The following is a 21,514-nucleotide window of genomic DNA, read 5'->3' on the forward strand; positions in this document are numbered from 1 at the left end:
ATCATTCAGCATCGCACTTTGGCTTCGTACTTGAGCAAGATTTCCGCAAAAGCTAAAAGGCCGGATTTCGCGTGTGCAGCATGACGTGTACTTCGTGACGACGTCGCGAGTCCACGTCAGCAAGAACATCACCCTATCAGCCACCTCGCTGGCCTCGAGGAGATTTTCGGAAAATCCCAGGCCCGTCTCAGCTTTTCGGGCGGCTCGTCCGCGAGGAGCGCGCGTCAACCACACCAAGGTCGTCCTCGCGCCGCGCATGTTTCGCCCAGCTCACCAGCCCGCTTAAGCAAGCATTTGAGACGGATCGCGACCCAAGCCAATCAACTGAAAAATTGAAGAAGAGCGCCTTGGCCTCGATTAACCAACTGGTTCTTCTGCCGAGATTGCAGATTGACACGAGACGTAGGCGCTTGAGACAAGCTTATAACAACAGCAGGCTTCTTGCTCGAGTTTCTTGCGCTCGTCGATCTGCAGAAAGCCCCGTATCTTGCGAATTAGTCCTTGTTCTTCGAATCGGATCAGCGTCTCCGTGACGCCTGCACGACCCAGTCCCAAGACGTTGGAAAGGTAGTCACGCGTCACGGGCAGCATGCGGGCTTCGGCAGCATCGCTCGCCAAACAGAGCCAGGACGCGAGCCGCTGTTCCCGATTATGCCGAACTCCGCACAATCCCGTCTGAACGCATTGAAACGTCAGCGCTTGAACGTACTCAAAGAGGCGATCTCGGATCACAGGACGTCCCTTTATCACCCGGCGCAAATCCTCAACAGGGATCCTGCGCGCGCGCCCGTGAAAGAGCACAACCGATTGATGCGTCGAACGACGCCCTCCCCACAAGAACGAACCGCCGACCAGACCCCGGTAGCCCACGACCGCCGTTTCAAGCATGCTTCCCCCCGCGGCAACCCTAAGCGAGATGAGCCCTGAGTCGATGAAGTAGACGTGCTCGACATGTCCTTTCGGCTCTTGCAGGATCATGCGCTCTTTCAGCACAATCGGCTCAAGGCATTTTCCGATCGCGGTACGGTCTCGCAGGGGGAGGCTCGTCAGGATCGCATTCTCGACAAAAGGCCGCTTCTTACGCGTCGCAAAGGGCCGGTGCGGCATCGGCCATGCGCCGTACACCGGTTTGCGAGCTGCATTTCTGGAACCGGCAGGCGCGTCGACGACGGCGGACACGTGGTCGGTCATGGTCCCTCTCCGGCCGAGCGGTTTTGTGCATCACGCAGTCAGTAGCCCGGCCTCTACCGAAACGAGGGCCGGGCCGGGTCCCTCTTGTCAGGAGGCGATAAATCGCGCTGCGCCATAGGCTCGCGGCAGTTCGGCTCTTCCGCGCGTTTTACGACGTCGCGTAAGACAATTTCGGATAGCCATACAACCAGCTCTTTGAGGCGCGCATTCTCTTGCTTGCAACGCTCCAGCTCATCGCGCTCGTCTGTCATTGTTGATGCTTCATGGAGACTTTGTCGTCATGGTTCAGTCATGATTGATGTAAAACCTGCGCAAGACAAGAATGCTCCGACGAACACCGTACGTCGGGTACAAACAATCGAGCTTCTGGGCGGAGTGTGTGATCCCGGCCTCAGATTGGATCGTTTCGTACAGCTGGCGGATGGATCTCAGGAGCTTTCCATGGCGCCGCAGATGATCGGGGCACGACGACATCGCGGCGTCCCAAGCCCGCATGGGGTTGTCCGACAGACCGAGAACGCTCTGGCACCAGCGTGAGCGCGATTCGCAGGGCGAATGGCTGTTGATGCCATCGTTCTAGAAGAGAATCGCGAAGGGCTGCCTGACGTTGCAAGGCGCAACCAAGCTTGGCATCTCGCGTCATCGGGCTCGATCAACGTCAAGAACGGGCCGCGATCAACCCATCGTTCTCTCCAGGTGGAGTGTATCACATGCACGCTCGCTTCTTAACGATCCTGCCGATTGGAGGCTTCCTCGACGGCAACGGTACTCTTCGCACCGATCAGGTTCGACATACCTTGTGTTGCGCGAGAAACTCTGCAGCGCTTCTCGTTCTGTTGACCTCCGGGCAACTCGTCGCTCGTCCGTCGATACCGCGGTCGATCGTGACGCTGTCGCACGGACGCCGATGCGATCGGCGCGTTTGGAGTCGAGTTGTTCAAGATCTATGCCGCTGGCCGCCAAGCGGGTCGGGGTGATGTCCCCTTGCTCAACTGGCAGAACTAGGATGGCTTTGCCCCGCGAGCCGGCATGCAGGCCGGCTTGTCATGCCCTCGACCAGCTTTGACCGCTGAGCATTTGGGTCAGTAGGGCCGCCCATAGACACGACGCTCGCGCGCAAAGGCAAACCTCGGATTAATGCCGCAATAAGCGTACGTGCCGGAAGCCGTCGCCATGCATTGCGCGTAGCTTGCGAATTGGCAGTTGCCTGGATAACCCCAAATCCGCCCCTGCAGGCAGTAAGGATAATCTCGAGCGGCGGCGGAAGTTGATCCGGCCGCTGCCAGCGCGGCAGCAGCGCATACAAACAGAAGACGGCGCATGAAGAGCTCCTCTGTCCTGGTCGATCAGATAGGGCGGCCACAGAGCCATTCGCTGAACCGAGATCGACCGCTCGCTCAAGATGGCGACTCAAGTCTCACCCGTCAATCGATATGACGATCCGCTCGGCCAGCTTTCTGCCGCGGGGCCGGCCAGTTTCGCGCGCGAGGCCTGCCAACACCGTAGCTCAGCCCTGACCAGACGTGCGGTACATGTTTGAAGAACGCCTCCCCCGTCAGAGATAAATGATGAACTCTTTAGCTCACGGGCGCTCGTCACAATCATGAACTGATCGACGCGGCCGTGGCTGCCACACTGCCCAAATTGATGCGCCAGGTCGCGCCGGTTATCTGCAATTTCGAATCATTCTGTAGATATGACGATTGTATGTCTTGACTTCTCCAAGAATAATTTGCGGACAAGCGTCGGAAACCCAACAGACAGTGTGAGTTTGGCCGAGCATACTGCCATCCGTGTTGGATTGAAGCTCAGCTCATAGCCGAACATCGGAGCGGAACTACCGTCCGCCTCCGCGACAGTCTTGCGACCGCAATCTCGGGATGTGTATTCGCTTGAGAAAGGTACGGCGCCATGAGTGAGAGCGAACCAAATGGACAACACGGCTTCGCGATGTCGTTGTTCACGCTCCCGAGAGCCACGTCGCCAGCCACAACTGGCGAACTCGCCGCTGAGAGCATCGCCAGCGCTCAAGACGCCTGCAGGAAGATCAAGGCCATATCGCAGGAGATGGCGGCGACGTTGCGTGAAACGTACTCACGGAACGCCAGAAGCGTAACTGACTATGGCCTCAAGGTCATCGAACTCTCCAACGCCAATACCACGTCCGCGATCGATTTTTTCACCCATCTCCTGGAGAGCAAATCAGTGACGGACGTCCTCATCCTGTCCGCAACTGAGGCGCGCAGGTCGTTCGAGACCACATCGGCACTGAACCGCGAACTCCTGGAGCTTGCGCAGAAACTTGCGAAGGACACCGCAGAGCCGATGAGGAAGAGCGTCACGAAGGCTCTGTGTCAACCCAGCTAAAGTGGCGCTGCTCCAATCGGACGGTTTCAATCACGAGAACCAAATCCAAGGAGGCTCACATGGGTATGGTGATGGTCAAATGCCCGCAGACCGGACGCGCGATCCCGACTGGCCTCACGATCGATCGTGAGGGTTTTCGGCGTAGCGCAGTTTTCTTCAGCAGAACCCACTGCCCGATCTGCCGCGCCGATCATATGTGGTTCGCGCAGGACGCGTGGGTCGACGAGCCGAACACCTTGCCGCCGTGCCGCCCCGCCAAGCCCCAACAGTCGTTCGTCTGAGGAAAGTCCTCTGCTTGGTCAACGATTGCGATGGAACCGACATCATGGCCGACACGCAAATTCAACCGCAATGTCTACTTGGCGGCTGCAGGCCAAGGACTTTCTTGAAGGGGCACGGCGGATGAAGCCGGGTCCCACGCGCAACGAGCTGCGCGAGGTGGCCAAAGTGTTACGCGCGATTGCCAAGCTCGACGAGCATCTGCGGATCGCGCCAAACGGGGTGAGGCGACAGGCCGCTGATCGCCTCTCCTCACCTTCCGGCAACGACGTTCCGATTACAGGGACGTCTCGCCAGTCGTCGAAAGAGGCGGTGCCTTGGAGCAGCCTTGTGGTGAGGCCTACTCAAACCGCGACGTTGCCCCCTCCTCGGCATACATCCCGTCGATCCGACGACGCATCAGCGCGTAGCATGCGCAAGCCGAGGCCTGGAGCCGCGGCCGGTCGATCTCGATCATCCCCCGCCGGTCAGACCTGATGGCACCGGCGGCCCGCAACTTGCTCATCTCCAGCGTCACCGTCGTCCGCTGCACCCCGAGCAGTTGCGCGAGTGCTTCCTGGGTGAGAGGCAGGACGTCGTCCGCAACGCGATCGCGCAGCTGCAAAAGCCAGCGTGCGATACGAGCCTCCACAGGGTGCAGCGCGTTGCAGGCAGCCACGTGTTGCAGCTGAAGGAAGAGCGCGCGAGTGTGAAGCTCGACAACGTGCCTGATGGCTGGACTTCGCGCGTAAGCGAACCGAAACTTTGCGGCGGAGATCTGCGACACGGTGCCGGCCACGCGAACGATGGCGGTAACTGAAGACTGCGAGTGTCCAAGTATGGACAGCAACGGCCCGACCGCGCCTTCCCGCCCGATCAACGTGGTGGCGACTGTCTGGCCGTCAGGCATATCGATCATAAACGTTACGGCGCCGCTATGAGGAAAATAGACCTGATCGAGCTCTTCGCCTGATCGAACCAGCAGGGCGTTTGGCTTCAACGACAGGTTGCGAAAATGGGGCGCGAGCAAACCGAAGTCTGCAGGCGCCAGTGCGGCCAAAAGCCGATTCCCGATATTGGTCGAGGCCCTGGTCACAGGGTGCTTGCCTGCCGCCAAGAGCCCAGAGGAAGAGGTACGTTCATTGCAATGTCCCGGATGCTAGCAGATCCCGTTTGCGCGCTTCCGTCACTCATTCGTTGAGGTCGCCTGCGCCCCATACGGAAAAGATACCTGACGCCCGCTCATCCAAGGTCAAGCGAGCTCGTCGTTAGAAGTTGACCAATGCCATACAACACAGACAGTGCCACGCCCACAGCGTAGAGATAGACAGCAAGTTGAGGCCAGAATTCACCGTCACGGTCGAACATTAGCGCCCGTATTGTTATTGATCGGATGTTTGTCCACATAGAACCTCAAAGGAAGCGGCCGATCGGAAATCCTGTCGATTGCGATCTCCGCCGCCGCCGGAAGGCGCCAAACCCTCTTGGGTGTGCTCCGGCGACGAAGAAAGTCGGGCAAGATGCTCGTTATCACTCCCGCGGCTTCGGTACTATGTGCCGCGCGTCATGGACCAATCGGATTAGGATCGCAATTGAACCTCTCATTGCGCAAATAATGGTCACACCAGCTCAGACGCACTCTGCTGCCATATCCCAAGATAAATGCTCCGATGAGCGCCGCACGAAACGTACGGAAGATCCCGCTTCCTACGCGAACGTGTCTCCGCAGCTCCAGATTGGAACGAATCGTACCAACGCTCTGCTGGCCGCCAGCTTGGACTTGCTCTCCAAGAGCTGCGGTCGTGACGTGAAGGCAACCGAACTCACTAAAACCGCGTGAGCACTCGACTATTGGTTTGCCGCGGCAAGAATGGCTTGGTCCCTCCGTGGCGCCAAGGAGCCGATCGCGCTCGCAGAATTTGGTAGGTCTTCGAGCGGCCGCACGTTTGCGCAAGAAGCGCGCGGCGCACGCAGGGTCTGAACGCGACCGCCCTCGTATAGCCGGAGGCGCGGATCGAGCATCCTGCCTGGCGGGGTCCATGAACTGTCAAAGCTTTCCTTTCAGCGCATCGCGGGTTCAGCCTGCACCCGGCGCGCCGAAATCGGCTTGATCGATGGGCGGACATTTATGCTTACGTTGCCCGGTCGCAGGTGACCCCGCTTGATAAACCGGCCCTGGCCCGACTTCACGAAGGTCCTCGCTGGCCATCCGTCGCGATGCAAGGTGAACGCCAGCTGAATGCTCTGTGATCACGACAAGACGCTCTCGATCGTTGCTGCACGCAAACTTCTGTGCCGCCGCAAAGTGAGATGAGTAATTCCGCGAAATCGCCTGAAAATCACTCAACGATGACCACACGAAGCAGATTGTTATGACAGCCGCGCCGTTCGCACGATTGACGCGATGTGACGGTCCGTGGAGGCGAATGGCGCGGGGAATCATCAAATCGTTCCCTCGCAAAACACTCAATCCAGGAGACAAGGATGACGTTAGTGAAGACCTCTGTGATCGCATGCGCCCTTTCGGCTTTGCTTGCGGGCCCTGTGCTTGCGCAAGGTCCGTCAGCCGACACCAAGGGTCGCAATGGCGCGCAGAGCATCCAGGGCGGCATGAGCGAAGATGAGGATTTGGCCCCTGAGCCTCACGCCACGGGTGGAAAGATGGGCGTGAAGTCGACGAAATCGACTAAGGACACCAAGGGTGCGGCCGGCACCGCCACGCACAAGGGGACAGTTGGCGATTCCGCAACCAGCGGCGCGCCGGTAAGCGGCAAACGCCAATAACGCGTACGCCTACGTCCGCGAACCTCCGGCCGCGCTGCGGCCGGAGGTTTTTGTGCGACGACGACCCACTGGCACGGCCACCACCAGAAACGCCCCTTTGTAAAGTCCAACCTAGTTGGGGTCGGACACCTGCGCCTTCATTGACCAGGTGGACGATGTCGAGGACGGCACGCAACGAGGTCGCGACGAGGAAACCGATGATCGAGTTTGGTCAGGCTTCACGATCCGCCTGCGGTAACATGACCAGCCGGATCGGCCACCCAAGGCTCAGTTCGAGCCTGCGGCCTCCTCCTAAGTGATCTCCGCTGGGGGCGGCAAATCTGGATCGTGGGACGTGGCACGGACCGTACCGTTATGTTGCTACCAGAACACGCCTGCCAGGCGTCGGCTTCACATCAGTCCATTCTGTACAAAATTTGAGCACCGACAACGCACCCACTCGCTTATGCATCGCTCGGGCGATGTCTGCTCACTCCCAGACTTGGGCCCCGCTTCGGCGGGGCTTTTTTGTGCCTATTTTCCGCCCTCGGCTGATCGGCCAACGCTTTCGCCAAGATGCCGGACCCCGCTGCGCCGCGCGAAGGTTTCTGACACTGGCGACGGCTTTTTTGCAGGTCACAGTGATCCCGCAATACCCAGAGATCGGAGCTGGCGACGATCCAACTTACAATCCACCCCGCCGCGTAGATCCCCCGGCCGGGATGCAGGCCAGCCGAATTCAATTCACGATGTCCGGTTGACGACGCGTTATGCCTTGAATCAGACACTGAGGCGCAAGCATCCCGTTGAGGAGACCGAACCACGTGGTCCCGCCTCCGTTCAAACGCAGCCAGAACGATGGCACGTCGTTTGCTGGAGGACTGTAAAGGATCCGCAGGCTGGGGCTGTCTCGCAGTCACCGACCAGACGTTCACAGATGTGGGCTGCCGTAGTTGGCGCTTGGTGAAACCGCCAATTGGGAAGCCATGACAAAACGTGCGCGGCCGCTCCAAGACGCAGTGCAGCAGCGCCACTCGCATCACGCCATCGAGGACCAGCTATGAACGCGCCGCCAGGGACGATCACGCGAGAGACTGACATTACGGCTGCAGCCGAGGACACCCTGTCGACGCTCCTCGCCGAGATCCGTGCGCGTCGAAACGAGTTCGGCGCCGCACAGAAGGTTCCAGATGACATCATCGACGGCTTCAAGCGCGTTGGCGTCTATCGGGCCATGGTCGCCAAACGTTTCGGCGGCGAGGAGCGCACTCCGGCCGATTTTTGTCGCCTGATCGAGCGCATTTCCGAGGCGGACGGCTCCGCCGGTTGGGTGGCGAGCTTCGGTGATGGGGCGTGCTATCTCTCTGCTCTCCCGGATGACACGCTTGGCGAATTATATGCGAATGGCCCCGACGTGGTCTACGCAGGTGCGCTTTTCCCGCTACAGCCCGCCAAGCGGAGCATCGGCGGTTTTGTTGTCAATGGCGTGTGGCCGTTCGCCAGCGGCTCGCCCGGTGCGGAGATGATCGGCGTCGGCATCACGGTGGAAGGTGATCCAGTCGATGGCCTTCCTCGTATCGCCGTCATTCCGGCCGAGAAGGTGACAATTCGCCCCAATTGGGACGTCATCGGCCTGCAAGGCACTGGCAGCCACGATTTGGTTGTCAAAGATGTCGTTGTGCCGGAGGAATGGACCTTGATCCGCGGCGGTCCGTCGACGCTCGATGCGCCGATCTACCGTTATCCGTCCGTGGTTTTCGCGGCCCAGGCGCACGCGATCGTCGGCGTCGGCATTGCGCGCTCCGCGCTGGACGAGGTGATTGCCATGGCCGGAAGCCGTACCTCGATCACTGGAGCGCCGGTGATGGCGGAGCGTGGCTACGTTCAACTGGAGATGGCCAGAGCTGAAGCCATGCTGCGTTCCGCCCGCTCCTTCTTCTATGAGGCCACCGATCAGCTGTGGAACGAAGCGCTCAACGGCGTGATCAATCCGAACACGGCGATGCTGATGCGGTTAGCCGCGACAAACGCTGCGCGGCAGAGCGCCGAAGTTTGCAAGATCGCCTGCGGTCTCGCTGGAGCCGGTTCGGTGTACACGACGAGCAATCTCGCGCGTGCGATGTGTGACAGTTTCGTGGTGGCCCAGCATGCGGTCTTCAGCGAGGGAACACTTCAGAGCGCTGGCCGACTCTTGCTCGGATATCCGGCGCAGCCGGGCGTTCTATAAAATCATTCTTCTGCGAACATTTCCGCCCTTCGCGCGATAAGACGCTTGCGAGATCAACATGGGGGCATCCCCAATCGTCTGTCCATTTACCTGCGGGGTTGCCGGGTCTGGGCTATGAAGCGGTCTGCAGCGCGATGCCCTGTTCGGCAACCGCTTCACGCGCAATGCCTGCCGGGTCCAACTCACGAAGTCTCCTCGCGCCAAGTGCTCCTGCCGTAGCACAATGCCAAATTGAATCCGGACGCAAGGGCGGGCTCGTCAGCTTGTCGAAAGCTAGCACGACTAGACTGGCTAGTCGTGCTGCGAACGTACGAGGTGAGAATGGACCCGCACAATTTCAATCCATTCGACCCGGGGTGGCGGGATATGTACCACGCCATGCTGGAACGACAGCAGGCCGGGCAAGAGGACTTTGAGCAGAACCTGGACCGGGCGCGCCGAGCCGATAGCGCTCCCATCGCAGCGGCTCCGCCGCCTCTGGACCGGTATCCTCATCTGTCTCACCAAGACCGGAGCCTGATCGAGGCCGCGATCAAGGCCTAGGCCGAGCACGGGACTCTGAAAGAAAAGACGTGCCTGGGTTATGCGATTGCTCTTCGCAAATTGGGAAATGATCTCGACTCTCGGGGTCAAACGATTGATGCGCTCGATCACAATTTTCTGGTCGCTCATGCCGAAAAGGTCTTTCCGCGCGTCACAGCCATGAGGCCTGCATTGGCGGCGGTTCGCAAATATCGCGAGCCCGACGCATCCGCTGACGAGCGGCGATATGAACTCTCTGCGGACGACAAGAGCCTCATCGACGCTGCGGTCCGGGCAGGCGCTGAGCGTCATGGATGGAAATCGACGTCTGCCCAGAATTATGCTGGGGTTCTTCAAAGCTTGGCGAATTCCCTCGGGCCCGGCCAAACGATTGCTGCACTCGGTCACAACTCGCTGCTCGCTCACGCCAACAAGTCATTCCCGAACAACCGTCCAATGAAGGCCGCGTTGACGGCGCTTCGAGAGTATCGTGAGCTCGGCGAGGCTACCCGCGGTGCGGGCGGGTCTGGCCAGGCGGAGGGGCAGACCATTCCGTCGCCAGTGCAAGTTTCGATCCAGAGGAGCTTTGGCGGGCGGTGGATCAAGCCGGCCCGTTGCCAGCCGACAGCTGGGGTGCGGCAAACGTCTGGCAGAGCGGCCCTTCAATGCCTCACTTGCCAGCGCCAAGCGTCAATCAACCAAGTTCGGCATGCTGGGAGCACAGCCTCGAGGAGTCGATCTTGGGCTCGCCATATCAACCGGCTGACGCGGCGCCTGCCCCGCCTAATCTATCACTGTGCCTCGCCGGGCCCTGGCAGCATGGCGACCAATGGGCGCCGCCAGACCTCATTGAAGGAATGCGCTTGCACAACGTCCTGCCGAACCCGTCTCAGCCGCAGACAAATCTCACCATTCACGGCGTGAACTACACGGCCATGCAGGGGCCTCCAGGCCTGCAGCACGTGATTTTCCTCCGCCGAGCCTGAGCAGGATCCCCCAACTAATCCTGGTAGCTGATGGAGCGGCGTCTTCCTGACTCATACTGGTTGCTCCAACCCCAACGGACGTGGAATCCTGTTCGCCGTCGCGGCAAGGCGCGGCAGAGCGAGCCTGATCGTTTCTGACATAAGACCTCTCCAACCGAACACGGCTGAACAGAGTAGCCCGGGTGCCGACTTGGTGTCGGCCGGCCTCTCAATCCAGGTCGAACATTGGCTCAAAATGATGCCCGACCCCGCGCAGCTGATGGACGCCGCTCTGGTACGCGCCGATAGGATTGGCCTACGAGCGATAGTCCAAATTGCCACCGCGATGGGACCGACGGAGCGTCGGCATCCCGCTGCACGAGAAAGCGGATCGGCAGATCGGCGATCTGCGAGCAGACGTCGATGCCTTCGAGATGGTCCAAGAGACAGGTCACGCGCCAGGAGAGAAGTCATGCTCCTTCAACGAATACAGCAATACTTTCGTTGCCTCATTGGCTCTCAGAGGAGAAGCTTTTGCTTTCGGCAACCTCAGACCACGTTGCCTGTATAACTCAGCGCTTGGATACGTCCGTTTAAAGGCCGGTCGTCCGACACTGGACGGCAAGAGCCCGCCTTCAGTAAGCGGACCGACGGACCCATCATGGAGCGTATGTGAATGGACGACCAATCCCGAGGGCTGAGCCAAATCAGCGGTCACCGATGCAGCGAAGGCCGTAACAGCTCGATCTGGAGATTTCGATACGAGGGACGGCTGTAAAGGGTTCGATCGCAAACAATAAAAAAAGATATCGCCCCATATTGGCTGAGTTGTCCTGGTCAGGTAGTGGGAAACACCGCACGTCTCCCAGGATGTTGTGATCGATCTGGAGTTGGCAGCGGGCGCACCTATTGAGGTTCGGTGCTTGACCGCAGCCCCCGCTACTTTGAAGGCCAACCGGAGCTGATTTGCGAGTGATATGAAGCCGCTGCGAGCCTGATGAATACCCACGTCCTGGTGGCGTAACGCATTGTCCGGCGCCACCCGAAACTGAAGGCTAACGAAATGCCCCCTTTCGATGCCGCCGCGATCTTTCTGGCCGCAACGGCCTTTTTTGCGGCCTTTGTGAACGGAGCCATCGGTTATGGTTTTTCGTCCCTCACAGTACCGCTTGCCCTCATTGTCTACACCAATCGTATCCTCAATCCCGCGATCGTCATTATCGAGGTCTTCGTCAACTTCTACGTCCTCTTGATCAATCTGAACGGTGTCCGGGCGGTTTGGAAACGGGTGCTTCCCATCTTGCTCGGCCTCTTACCGGGCATTGCGATTGGTGGTTATGTTCTGGCCTCGCTTCAGCCGGGCTGGATGAAGTTCGCTACCTACTTAGGTATTCTGCCCCTGATCTTGCTGCAGGCGGCGGGGTGGCGGCGCTCGATCAGGGCGAACTGGCTGATAGGTCTGCCGTTCGGTTCGATGCTGGGTGTCCTCTATTCCGTGACGACCATCTCCGGCCCTCCCTTGGCGATGCTGTTCAACAACCAGGGCTTGGTCAAGAACGAGTTTCGCGCCGGCCTTGCGCTGGTTCGCGTGGTGGAATCGAGCGTGACTGCCATCGTCTATTACAAGCTCGGCCTGTTCGTCTCGGAAAGCGCGAGCCTGCTTTATGTTTTTGTTCCCAGCGTCGTGCTGGGTATCCCGGCGGGATCCTATGTCATCCGGCGGATTGATGCGGAGACCTTCCGCCGCATCTGCATGAGCTTCGATGCATGGGTCGTTGGCTTCGGTTTATCGCGGGTGCTGATCGAGTTGAAGCTGATGGAAAGCCCATGGGCCTATGGCGTCATGGCGGCCACGATGCTGATCGACCTTTGCTTGCTGTACACGTTCTTTATGGCGCATGCGCCCTTGCCCAGACGGGACAATCGTTTCGCCAAGTGACGCGGCATCGGGGCCGACCTCGCCGCGATGAGGTCGCGTTATTTGTGCATGGGCCAAAGTATCGCCGTCCATTCGACGGTGATTGCCAGGGCACTCACGATCTAATTTTGAACCGGCAGGTCCGAGCCTCGGACCGCTCGACGAGCCGGTCCCCTTCCGTTTACGACTGCCAGACGGTCCGCGTCTACAACCATTATGTACGGCGCTTTGCCGATCTATCGGCGAGAGCCGTTCCAGCCAGCTCGATCAGTCCAAGCCGGATGAGCCCTGACTAGGTTTTGGAGTGGCCGCCGATCGGCGCGGAGGTTGTCGAGCTGTGGCACGGCTGGCCGTCGTCTTTGCGCCAATCGGCGAATCAGTGCCCACGTGCCATCCACCACGAACGCTCCGCAATCGTAGTCGGTCCCCTGACGGCTGCGATCGTCGGCAAGACGATCGGCAGGTTGACGATAGTCGGCGCGCTTTCTGGTCCGGCGGCCGTTCGCACAAGCGATCGGGGATTCGGTGCTAACCGCTGGCGGTTGTCGGTTTAGCGGTGCTTCATGTAGGCCGCTTCTGCGGTTGCCGCCGTTGTGCAAGGCCTCCGACCTGTGATTGAGCGCGGTCGTCTGTCAGGTCTTTCTCTTTCGACGATTGCAGAAGCCGTCCGCCGGTATGGTGATCCACGGGCCAGCTCCAAATCTCACATTCGTACGGGTCGGCTGTAGCTGGCTGTCCTCATCCAACCTATTCGATCGTTACGCCCATTCGGTTCGTCGCCTACCAGCGACAGGTTATCATCGTGATTGATAGAGCATCTGACGATGGTGATGACTACTGGATCTAGTAGGTTTGTTGCTTTCCGGCCTGAGCTAGTGGTTAGAGCTGGTTTGACAGACGCCACGCGCACCAAAGTGCGCGTCGGGACAGGAGCAACTCGATGCAATTGACCGCGCCGCACCGCACGTCTCTTGCGGTGATCCTGTTTGCCTGCGGTGTAATGGGGAGCGCGCGTGCCGCAGATCCGCCGCCGCCTACCCAGATCACGACGGCGGACGGCCAGAATGGTGGCGCCGGCCAGACGCCGAGTATGCCGTCGGCGACCGAGCAGCATCGCCTGCCGCCGGACTCCAGCACCAGGCATACGCTTGAGCTCCCTGGGCGGACGCTTTCTTTCATCGCGACCGCTGGCTCCATCCGCTTGTTTGACGATAAGGGCAAGCCGCAGGCCGACATCGCCTACACCTCCTATCAGCTTGACGGCACCGATCGCGGCACTCGCCCGGTAACATTCTTCTTCAACGGCGGACCGGGCTCATCATCGGCCTGGCTGCAGCTCGGCAATGCCGGACCGTGGCGGCTGCCAATCAATGCTGACGAGGTCACGCCATCGACATCGCCGGAAGTAAGGCCAAACGCAGAAACTTGGCTCGATTTCACCGATCTGGTGTTTCTCGATCCCGTGGGCACCGGCTTTAGCCGTTTCGTGGGGACCGGCAAGGATGTGCGCAAGCGGCTCTATTCCGTTGAGGGCGACGTCAACGCGCTCGCGCTGGTGGTTCGCCGCTGGCTCGAAAAGCATGACCGGCTGTTGTCGCCGAAGTATCTCGCGGGTGAAAGCTATGGCGGCATTCGCGGGCCAAAGGTTGCCCACCAATTGCAGACGCGGCAGGGCATAGGCATCAAGGGCCTGATCATGGTCTCGCCAGCATTCGATTACAGCCAGTTTGCCCGCACGAGCCTACTGCAATACGTCGCAAGGCTACCAAGCTATGTCGCGACCATGCGTGAAGCCGAGAGCCCGGTGAAGCGAGCCGATCTCGCCGACGTAGAAGCTTATGCTCGCGGCGAATTTCTGGTCGACCTCATCAAAGGCCAGGCGGATAAGGAAGCGACCACGCGTCTGGCCGACAAGGCCGCGGCGCTGACCGGCATCGACCAAGCGGTCAGTCGCAGGCTCGCGGGCCGCTTTGGGCTCGCCGAGTTCCGCCGTGAATTCGACCGTAAGAACGGCAAGTTAATCGGCAATTATGACGCCTCAGTGCGTGGCCTCGATCCATATCCGGAGTTCGATTTCCAGCTGTCCGGCGATCCCTCGAGCGATACGCTCCTGGCGCCTCTGACCAGCGCCACCGTCGATCTCCTCACGCGCAAACTTAATTGGCGACCGGATGGGTCCTATGAGCTGCTCAACGACACGGTCCGGCCGGCTTGGGATTTCGGCCGTAGCCCTCCGGAGTCTCTTTCGGAGCTGCGCCAGATCCTGGCAACGGACCGCAAGATGAAATTGCTGGTCGCGCATGGCCTTTTTGACCTCGTCACGCCGTATTTCGGATCACAGATCGTGCTTGATCAATTGCCGCCATTTGCCTCCACACCGCGTGTCAAACTTATGGTGTTTCCGGGCGGGCACATGTTCTATTCACGGGACGCCTCGCGCCAGGCTTTTCGTGCGGAAGTCGAGGCGATGATGAAGTAAGCCGACCAGGACCTCGTCACAGGCAAGCTCGCGCTCCACAAGCATCTTCAATCTTGCGCTAGTGCTGCCGAATCCTGGCGCCTGTTCCGACGCCAGACCCAGCCAGAACCTTCGGGCAATCGAGGCGGTCCTGGATGGATTTGTGCCTGATCATCCAGCAGTGCCCTGGACTGTTTGAGATTCCGGCCATCGAACGGTTTTGTCTGTCTCGATGGGAATTCCGCTCCGATCTGGCGCGCACTCGAGTGCGCTCAACAGCACTGCGCTGGCCGCAATTGCAAGCGACAGGAGGTTCCGGCTCATCTTGCGAGTCGGCGAGCACCCGGTCTGATACCGGGAGGCATCCTGCCCGGCGAGGCGCATATTCAGTGCTTCGCGCTACGGCCGGGAGCCAATCCAGCGGGGCTCGATGAGATCCCGCTTGATGTAGTCAGCCCGTACGGGGCGTGACGCCTGCCCAATCCCTTTTCACGCTGTCCATTCCTTTTCTGAAAGCACCATTGGCCTGCGACCTCCGGTGTCACAGCAAAGCCCGCTCAAGAGCGCGCGCGATCTCGATGGTGTTTAAATATGATTATTGAGCGCACAATCGAGTATCGTTGGGAAGGCCGGGCGCTCTCGATCGGAATGGCCAGCGCGGGAAACGGTCCGGACGTTAGGGGTCCTTACGCACACCTACGCTCTCGGCCAGCCCGACCGCAGTGCCGGGCGAGTACCAACATGCCCAAGTAACGGCAGTATCCGCAAACTTTGCTGTCTCTTATGTTGTGGGCTTAGTCGGGCGGAATTGTCATCTGAGAAGACACTGAAGATGGCGCACCTTGTACCATCTAGCAGCGCACCCTCGTACGCGAAGAGGACGCGGCCGCTGTCCCCGCGAGCGGCCGGTGCACGAGACCTCCATCCTATTCTCTGCTTGGTTTGTTTTCTGTTATTAATGCTGCACGCACGACGGATCGGTCAAACAAAAGAAGAGATCGCAGATACCGTCCAACGGGTCATCCGCGCATTGAGGATATGACGTATCGGCTACCTGCACCGTGGTGGTGACCCGTTGCGCGGCAACCTTCGCAGCAAAAGTCGGCACCGCCGCCGTTCCAAGCGCGAGGGCGCTCGCAGTCACAAACACGAATCTTTTCATTCGAGAGTCGCTTCCCTAGGTTGGCCCCAGCCGTCCTTCAAGGACTATATGACTACGCCACAAGTGGTAAAATTGATTTTCTTGATTGGGTCCATCTACGGCATGGATAAGCTCGGACATCGCGGCCGCCTTGATCTTAAGTCGCGCAGAACGAGCGACGCTGCTTATGGTCTGCCTCTCGCTCCGCTCCGAAATGGCCGACGCATTTCTCGGAGCATCGAACATCACGTGTTAACCCCGACTATGTCGTCCGCACCGGACCAGTGAGTTGCATTGGTTCGAGGCCCGACGTGTGCTGCCAACGGCCCTACGTCACCTTCCGTGATGAGATGGACAAGCAATTTCTTCATGTCCAAGATGGCGACTGGGGAGATCGCTGCAATTCCATTCTTTTGTTCGGCTGCGCTGCAGGCCGCACCACACGGCTTCGACCGACTCGAGCACGGTGGCATGCTGGCAGGGAACAGGACTACATTCCCGGCTAGAACTTGCCATCGCCGCGATATAGTTGTTGAGGGCGGCCGATCTTGTAGCGCATTGACTGCAAGCGCCAATGCCCATTTTGTCTTTCCGAGCTGAGGCGGCGGCGCGCCGGTTCTTGCCGCCGAGGGTTTTCATTGCAACTCGAATCGTTCGTAGCCTTGCCGGGGTTGGGTGGCAATTCTCGCGGTCGCGCGGCGCCTTAGTGATGTGAGCTTAGGCTATTCGCGGTGTGTTGCGGATGCCTGGCTCGAAGTGCACCGCGCGGGCCTTGTTGGCGACAAGCGCCGCGCGCCCGCGCGAATCCTCGCCGCTCGGTACAGTCGCAAGGACTGGATTTTCTTCAAGCAATGAGTCGTCCGTGAAGAATGCGGATTGATCTGAGAAATAAGCAGAATTGGTCTTGATGTAGCATTCAATTTTGTAGGAAAGGGGGATATTGGACCTCGCTTTCTTGCGTTTTTGGTTTTGCTTTTGGGCGATTCGTGATTCCCTGACGGCGTCGTCGACATTGCGAATTGCGATGAGCAAGCCGCGGGATGATCGCCAGAAAGACTTGTTGCTTCCGCCGCTTGATCAGATCATCGACATGGGTCATCCGCGGGTGCGGTCGGCAGCGCTGATCGACTGGAACATCGTGAATGAGCGCTTCAGTTCAGCTCGCCTATGTGGTGAACGGCGTCTGACGCGTGCGTTACGACAATGAACGCGGCAAGGGCGATCATCGCCATCTGGATGGCAAGGAAAGCCCATATGCGTTTCGTGGGCTGGAGCGGCTGCTGGCGGATTTTTCGCGCGACGTGAATAAACGGAGATAGAGCATGCGGACGGTTATCCTGAGCGTCGAGACACAAAGCGACGTGATGCGCCGCATCCTGGCGAGTGCGCACGGGCAGCGTAAAGCCGGCGACGACCGAATTTCGTTCGAGAGCGTCAGCGATCTTTGGCGAGTGCTTGCGCCCAAACGCATGGAAATTGTGCGCGTTATGACCGGAACCGGCCCCCTGACGATCCGGGAAGTCGCACGTCGGGTCGATCGTGACTTCAAGGGGGTTCCACTCTGACGTGACCCTGCTGCGGGGATTTTGGAGCGCACCGAAAGTGGGGGTGTGGAATTCCCCTATGACCGCGTGCATGTCGAGTTTGACATGATGGCGGCGTGACGTCGCCGCCCGTATCAATAGTCAGGTTGAACCGGGCAGTCAGACAATGCCGTCCCTGCTCAATTATCTTTGACGTCCGACCGCCCGTGCGCTGGCCTGTTCAGGCGGCCCGAAATTCGTCTGGTTCGACCGGAGCATCGAAGAAATAGTTGTCAGTCGCGGCATAACGCTTCTGCTGGCGTGCCCAGTCGTAGTGACCACGCATCAGCGTGCCCATGTCGTGGAGGAAACGCCGAAGCTCGGCACCCGACCAAGGCGTGATCCGCGCCTCCAGGTCTAGATACTCGCGGACCACATCATTGTGAATGCGCACCGTATTCGTAATAGCTTCCTGTTGCGACATGCCCTGTGCGATCAGGATGTTCGGCAGATTCCAGATTACGCCGATTTCGCGGGGGAACGACATGACGTCGTTGCATAGACTGAGGACGATACCCACGAGAGTCTGTAGCCGTCTGACCTCGACGCGCTGGTGCTCGTTGGCCGGCACCTCGTATCCGGCGACGATATCGGCCAGCGCGCAGGTAGGTGGCGCGCCGGAAAAGCTGGCCCGGCCGAGCAAATACTCCTGCACACTTGGCGGCGGCCCGCTCATGTCGAGTCCCAGCTGCCAGATGGTGCTGAGAAAATAGCACGTCATACTTTCCATCCAGCGCACGTATTGCATCGGGCTGCTCACCTTCTCGATGCGTTGCGCCATGTCGGTGGTCGCCTCTCCCGTCCTGATGCAAAGTTCGGCATATTCAGCCGGAAGGCCGCGGACAATCTCCCGGTACATCGACCGCCAGTCGTATCCGCCCGGATCGGTCAAGATCGCCCTTAGCCAGAGGTGGAATTGTGCAAGTCGGCCCGGCGAACCGTGATACGCGCCGGTCTCGCAGAAGTGCTCGTCCACCAGGAACATCCACGCACTCCAGATCGATGCAGCCAGGAATGCTTCGCGGTTCCTGCAATGATACATCCGGCCGCATACGTCGGCTGGGCCGAGGCTGCGCAGCATGGCTTCACCCTTGCCGCCGCGCCCGACGAGCGCATAGCGGACCGCCCATTCCACGACTTCCGCTTCCACGGCGTCGGTATTCGGATCGCGCTCCTCCGGAAACGGATAGTAAAACGCTGGAAGACGCAGCTTGCTGCCGAGCAGTGTGCTGTTGGGGAGGAGCCTGCTTTCGGGATTGCTCGGATGTGCCGATTGATTCATATGCGATCTCCGGGACGTATCGTTACTGTCGATTCTGTCGCTTCTACGCCGGCGGCGAGCCCGTATGGCGATGCCACATGTACAGCAGGCCGTTGACTTCGTGCGCGGGCCGGCGGTGCCCGAGCGAGACGCGCCGCGGCCGGTCGCCGCGCCCCGTGCGTGCGCATGCGCCTTGCTTGTCGTATGCGAATGCGTGGAACAGGGAGACGAGGTGATCTTCGCCGTCGACGCAACCGCCGTAGCCCAAATGCGTGTCGAGGTGCAGACACTACGTCACATATACCCGCGCGTCTGTACGATAGAGCATGCGTCCTCGTTCATCAGACCCGCGGCGGCGACTTCGCCCGGCCGGATCTTGTCGCTGGCCAGGATCGCGAACCATCCTTCGGGATAGGGAGACGTCATTGCCCGAATCTGCGATGCCGCAACCGATAGACCGTGAGCGCCTCCTCGAAATCCGCGCGGCTGAAATCAGGCCAACAGACCGGCGTAAAATGAAACTCGGAGAACGCACACTGCCAAAGCATAAAGTTCGACAGCCGCTGCTCTCCGGACGTCCGGATGACGAGATCCGGATCGGATTGCCCTGCCGTATAGAGCCGGCTCGCGATCGATTCAGGACCCAGGTCAGTTTGCAGCGTGTCCACGGTGCCGGCCGTGAGGTGGTCCGCGATCAGCGTCCTGATGGCATGCAGCAATTCGAGGCGGCCGCTGTATGCGACGGCGATGTTCACGTCGAGCCCGGCAATGCCTGCAGTATGGCACTCGGCGTTGCGAATGCGGCGCTCCGCATCGGGCGGAAGACGGGACAGGTCGCCGATCGCGCGCAGGTGCCAGAGGTGGCTGCATGCAAGTTCCTCAAAAACATCGGCGATGACGGTCAGCAGTGCGTGCAGTTCTTCCGGATCGCGAGTGAGGTTTTCTGCGGACAGCGGCCATAGAGTGACTATCGGAATGCCGGCCTCGCTGCACCACGATAACAGGGCATGAACGTTGCGTCCCCCTGCCCGGTAGCCTTCGATCGACTGCAGGCCGAGTCGTTCCGCCCACCGCCGGTTGCCGTCGAGGATGACGGCAAGATGCCGAATCGCTACGGGTCGATCGGACAACTGCGCATCGCCCCGGTTCGTCGCGCACGCGTCGGAAGTAGCCAAAGCGGTGACTTGCATCATCAGCGCTCCCTCAATTGATCACGAAGACAAGAGGCTTCCTTCGCGAATGCATTGCGCGCTCGGGCGGGATAGCTCGGCGTGACCGTCGCTTGATCATTGAACGGTCTTCCTAGTATCTTAACTATTCAGCGGCAGGTACAAACTACCAGCTATGGGGGGGGGGCAGCGATTGCTCCGCCGCCGCCGGCCAACGCGACTGCGGCGATGCCCATAGAACTAAAATTCGAATAGCGGCACTGCCAACCTCAGAGCGACCGACGTTCAGAACCTACCCTGCACATCCCTTGGTAGATTTGCTCAGCGTTAAAGACCGTGTAGCCCTTCATGAAAGGAATCGCCCGTTCGGCTTCGTCGCCGGTCTCGGAATTCGTCTCTTTGCGAATGATCTTGTCGGCATAGACCACGAGCGTTCCGGTTTCGGCTTTGCGAATGTAGGACTCGGACGAAGGTAGATCGTGCCGTCGGCGCGACGCTCGACCGTCATCTCGGGATTGCCGAACGAGATCGGACGAAGCAAATGCGCGCCGGCGAGCGGCGAAGGCCTATCAGGCTTTGCGCTCATGTCGGCTTCACCTTAGCGGTCTTGCGATCAAGGAACGCGTGGATGCGCCGCTTGGCTTCCTTGTCGCTCTGCGCGACGGTCGCCATCAGGGATTGTATCAAAAGCCCGGTCTGCGGATTGGCCTCCGCGATCATCGGCAACGCCTGAAGCACCGCGAAATTTGTCAGCGGCGCGTTCGCGGCGACCCGTTCGGCAAGCTCCAGCGGGGCCATGGGCGTCGCCTCAACCGTGGCTGGCGGGCTCACCGACCATACTATGTTTGTCGATGGGCAAGTTCGCCCTGATCAAGCACCAGCGCGATGCCCACGCCAAGCAGTTCAAGCGCGCCAACCGGGCCTTGAGGACGCTGCGAACCTATCTCGGCCGCGTCATCCGCGATATCACCCGCAAGCTCGAAGGCAGCGTCGGCTTGCTTCATGAGATCGCGCTCGACCGCATGCTGGCGCTGGCGCGAGGGGTGCTTGACCAGAAGCAGCGCCAGCGAGGACCGAAGGTCTACTCGCTGCACGCGCCGGAGGTAGAGTGCATCGGCAAGGCAAGGTGCACCGGCCCTACGAGTTCGGCGTCAAGGTCTCGGTCGCCACGACGCTATCGCCGGCCTGCGGCGGCCAGTTCGTCACCCATGTGAAGGCCTTGCCCGGCAACCCCTATGACGGCCACACGCTCAAAACCGTGATCCGGACATGGAGGCGCTGATCGGCAACATCATCGAGCGCCTCGTTTTCGACAAAGGCTATCGCGACCACGATGCGCCACCCGACTACAAGTTCAGGATGTTCATCTCAGGGCAGAAGCCAAACGGTGTCGTCGCGCTCGGCGTGAAGGGTCTATGGTTGTGTCCGCCGTGAACCCAACGGGCAAACGTCCGGCGAGACTTGGCTTTCGGATGGTTGGCAAGCCAGCGAGATAATCATTCCCGCCGGTTTGATGAATCGACTTCGCGATGCACAATGACGCCGCCTATCCGTTTGCATCTCTTGGATAAGGCTACGACGGCCTCAGCACCTTGGCTTCCACGGCTCGCAGAACGTGCTGGGGCTTTTCGTTCTTCCTTAAGTTCCTTCGGCCCATGAGGTCGGAGCTGCTCCTCTTCAAAGCGGATGGC

Annotated in this window: 17 protein-coding genes and 2 pseudogenes; 9 read left to right on the top strand and 10 right to left on the bottom strand. The window is 59.8% G+C overall.

Features of this window, described 5'->3' with window-relative positions; all coding sequences use genetic code 11:
• Positions 1 to 357: 357 nt before the first annotated feature.
• Entirely contained in the window at positions 358 to 1,191 is an 834-nt protein-coding gene (locus MTX23_RS25830) for a Crp/Fnr family transcriptional regulator (protein WP_280973026.1), read from the bottom strand.
• 1,082 nt (positions 1,192 to 2,273) lie between these two features.
• Positions 2,274 to 2,513, bottom strand: coding sequence for a DUF3551 domain-containing protein (locus MTX23_RS25835; RefSeq protein ID WP_280973027.1), 240 nt, complete (start codon positions 2,511 to 2,513; stop codon positions 2,274 to 2,276).
• Positions 2,514 to 3,102: 589 nt separating this feature from the next.
• Here MTX23_RS25835 and MTX23_RS25840 point away from each other — a divergent pair.
• Entirely contained in the window at positions 3,103 to 3,558 is a 456-nt protein-coding gene (locus MTX23_RS25840; protein WP_280973028.1) for a phasin family protein, read from the top strand.
• Between the two features lie 59 nt (positions 3,559 to 3,617).
• On the top strand, positions 3,618 to 3,839 hold the full coding sequence (locus MTX23_RS25845) for a hypothetical protein (protein WP_280973029.1): 222 nt from the start codon (positions 3,618 to 3,620) through the stop codon (positions 3,837 to 3,839).
• Between the two features lie 338 nt (positions 3,840 to 4,177).
• On the opposite strand, the gene MTX23_RS25850 is transcribed toward MTX23_RS25845, so the two are convergent.
• On the bottom strand, positions 4,178 to 4,876 hold the full coding sequence (locus MTX23_RS25850; protein WP_280973030.1) for a Crp/Fnr family transcriptional regulator: 699 nt from the start codon (positions 4,874 to 4,876) through the stop codon (positions 4,178 to 4,180).
• Between the two features lie 1,424 nt (positions 4,877 to 6,300).
• On the opposite strand from MTX23_RS25850, the gene MTX23_RS25855 reads away from it, so the two are divergent.
• Positions 6,301 to 6,600 carry a hypothetical protein gene (locus MTX23_RS25855; protein ID WP_280973032.1) on the top strand — a complete coding sequence of 100 codons (300 nt, stop codon included), beginning with the start codon at positions 6,301 to 6,303 and terminating at the stop codon, positions 6,598 to 6,600.
• Between the two features lie 1,039 nt (positions 6,601 to 7,639).
• Positions 7,640 to 8,806: an acyl-CoA dehydrogenase family protein gene (locus MTX23_RS25860; RefSeq protein WP_280973033.1), complete on the top strand. Its 1,167-nt coding sequence runs from the start codon at positions 7,640 to 7,642 to the stop codon at positions 8,804 to 8,806.
• 291 nt (positions 8,807 to 9,097) lie between these two features.
• On the opposite strand, the gene MTX23_RS25865 is transcribed toward MTX23_RS25860, so the two are convergent.
• Positions 9,098 to 9,640: a hypothetical protein gene (locus MTX23_RS25865; RefSeq protein ID WP_280973036.1), complete on the bottom strand. Its 543-nt coding sequence runs from the start codon at positions 9,638 to 9,640 to the stop codon at positions 9,098 to 9,100.
• A 1,716-nt stretch (positions 9,641 to 11,356) separates the two neighbouring features.
• On the opposite strand from MTX23_RS25865, the gene MTX23_RS25870 reads away from it, so the two are divergent.
• The gene (locus MTX23_RS25870) at positions 11,357 to 12,232 is read left to right on the top strand and encodes a sulfite exporter TauE/SafE family protein (protein ID WP_280973037.1); all 876 of its coding nucleotides are present in this window, start codon (positions 11,357 to 11,359) and stop codon (positions 12,230 to 12,232) included.
• 979 nt (positions 12,233 to 13,211) lie between these two features.
• Positions 13,212 to 14,690 carry a peptidase S10 gene (locus tag MTX23_RS25875; protein ID WP_280978193.1) on the top strand — a complete coding sequence of 493 codons (1,479 nt, stop codon included), beginning with the start codon at positions 13,212 to 13,214 and terminating at the stop codon, positions 14,688 to 14,690.
• A gap of 934 nt (positions 14,691 to 15,624) precedes the next feature.
• Here MTX23_RS25875 and MTX23_RS25880 read toward each other — a convergent pair.
• Positions 15,625 to 15,831: a hypothetical protein gene (locus MTX23_RS25880; RefSeq protein WP_280973038.1), complete on the bottom strand. Its 207-nt coding sequence runs from the start codon at positions 15,829 to 15,831 to the stop codon at positions 15,625 to 15,627.
• A 696-nt stretch (positions 15,832 to 16,527) separates the two neighbouring features.
• On the bottom strand, positions 16,528 to 16,842 hold the full coding sequence (locus MTX23_RS25885; protein ID WP_280973039.1) for a hypothetical protein: 315 nt from the start codon (positions 16,840 to 16,842) through the stop codon (positions 16,528 to 16,530).
• Between the two features lie 158 nt (positions 16,843 to 17,000).
• On the opposite strand from MTX23_RS25885, the gene MTX23_RS25890 reads away from it, so the two are divergent.
• Positions 17,001 to 17,129 carry a DUF6516 family protein gene (locus tag MTX23_RS25890; protein WP_280973040.1) on the top strand — a complete coding sequence of 43 codons (129 nt, stop codon included), beginning with the start codon at positions 17,001 to 17,003 and terminating at the stop codon, positions 17,127 to 17,129.
• Positions 17,130 to 17,132: 3 nt separating this feature from the next.
• Positions 17,133 to 17,375, top strand: a complete 243-nt coding sequence (locus tag MTX23_RS25895; protein WP_280973041.1) for a hypothetical protein — start codon at positions 17,133 to 17,135, stop codon at positions 17,373 to 17,375.
• A 199-nt stretch (positions 17,376 to 17,574) separates the two neighbouring features.
• Here MTX23_RS25895 and MTX23_RS25900 read toward each other — a convergent pair whose 3' ends face one another.
• The 4 genes and pseudogenes from MTX23_RS25900 to MTX23_RS25915 form a co-directional block, all read right to left on the bottom strand.
• A complete protein-coding gene (locus MTX23_RS25900) occupies positions 17,575 to 18,675 on the bottom strand; it encodes a hypothetical protein (protein WP_280973042.1) in 1,101 nt (366 codons plus the stop codon).
• 401 nt (positions 18,676 to 19,076) lie between these two features.
• Entirely contained in the window at positions 19,077 to 19,847 is a 771-nt protein-coding gene (gene uppS, locus MTX23_RS25905) for a polyprenyl diphosphate synthase (RefSeq protein ID WP_280973044.1), read from the bottom strand.
• A 245-nt stretch (positions 19,848 to 20,092) separates the two neighbouring features.
• The gene (locus MTX23_RS25910) at positions 20,093 to 20,251 is read right to left on the bottom strand and encodes a hypothetical protein (protein ID WP_348637514.1); all 159 of its coding nucleotides are present in this window, start codon (positions 20,249 to 20,251) and stop codon (positions 20,093 to 20,095) included.
• Positions 20,252 to 20,405: 154 nt separating this feature from the next.
• Positions 20,406 to 20,612, bottom strand: a pseudogene (locus MTX23_RS25915) (enoyl-CoA hydratase); the annotation flags it as partial.
• Positions 20,613 to 20,668: 56 nt separating this feature from the next.
• Here MTX23_RS25915 and MTX23_RS25920 point away from each other — a divergent pair.
• Positions 20,669 to 21,203, top strand: a pseudogene (locus MTX23_RS25920) (IS5/IS1182 family transposase); the annotation flags it as partial.
• Between the last annotated feature and the right edge of the window lie 311 nt (positions 21,204 to 21,514).

This window comes from Bradyrhizobium sp. ISRA436 (assembly GCF_029910015.1).
GTDB lineage: Bacteria > Pseudomonadota > Alphaproteobacteria > Rhizobiales > Xanthobacteraceae > Bradyrhizobium.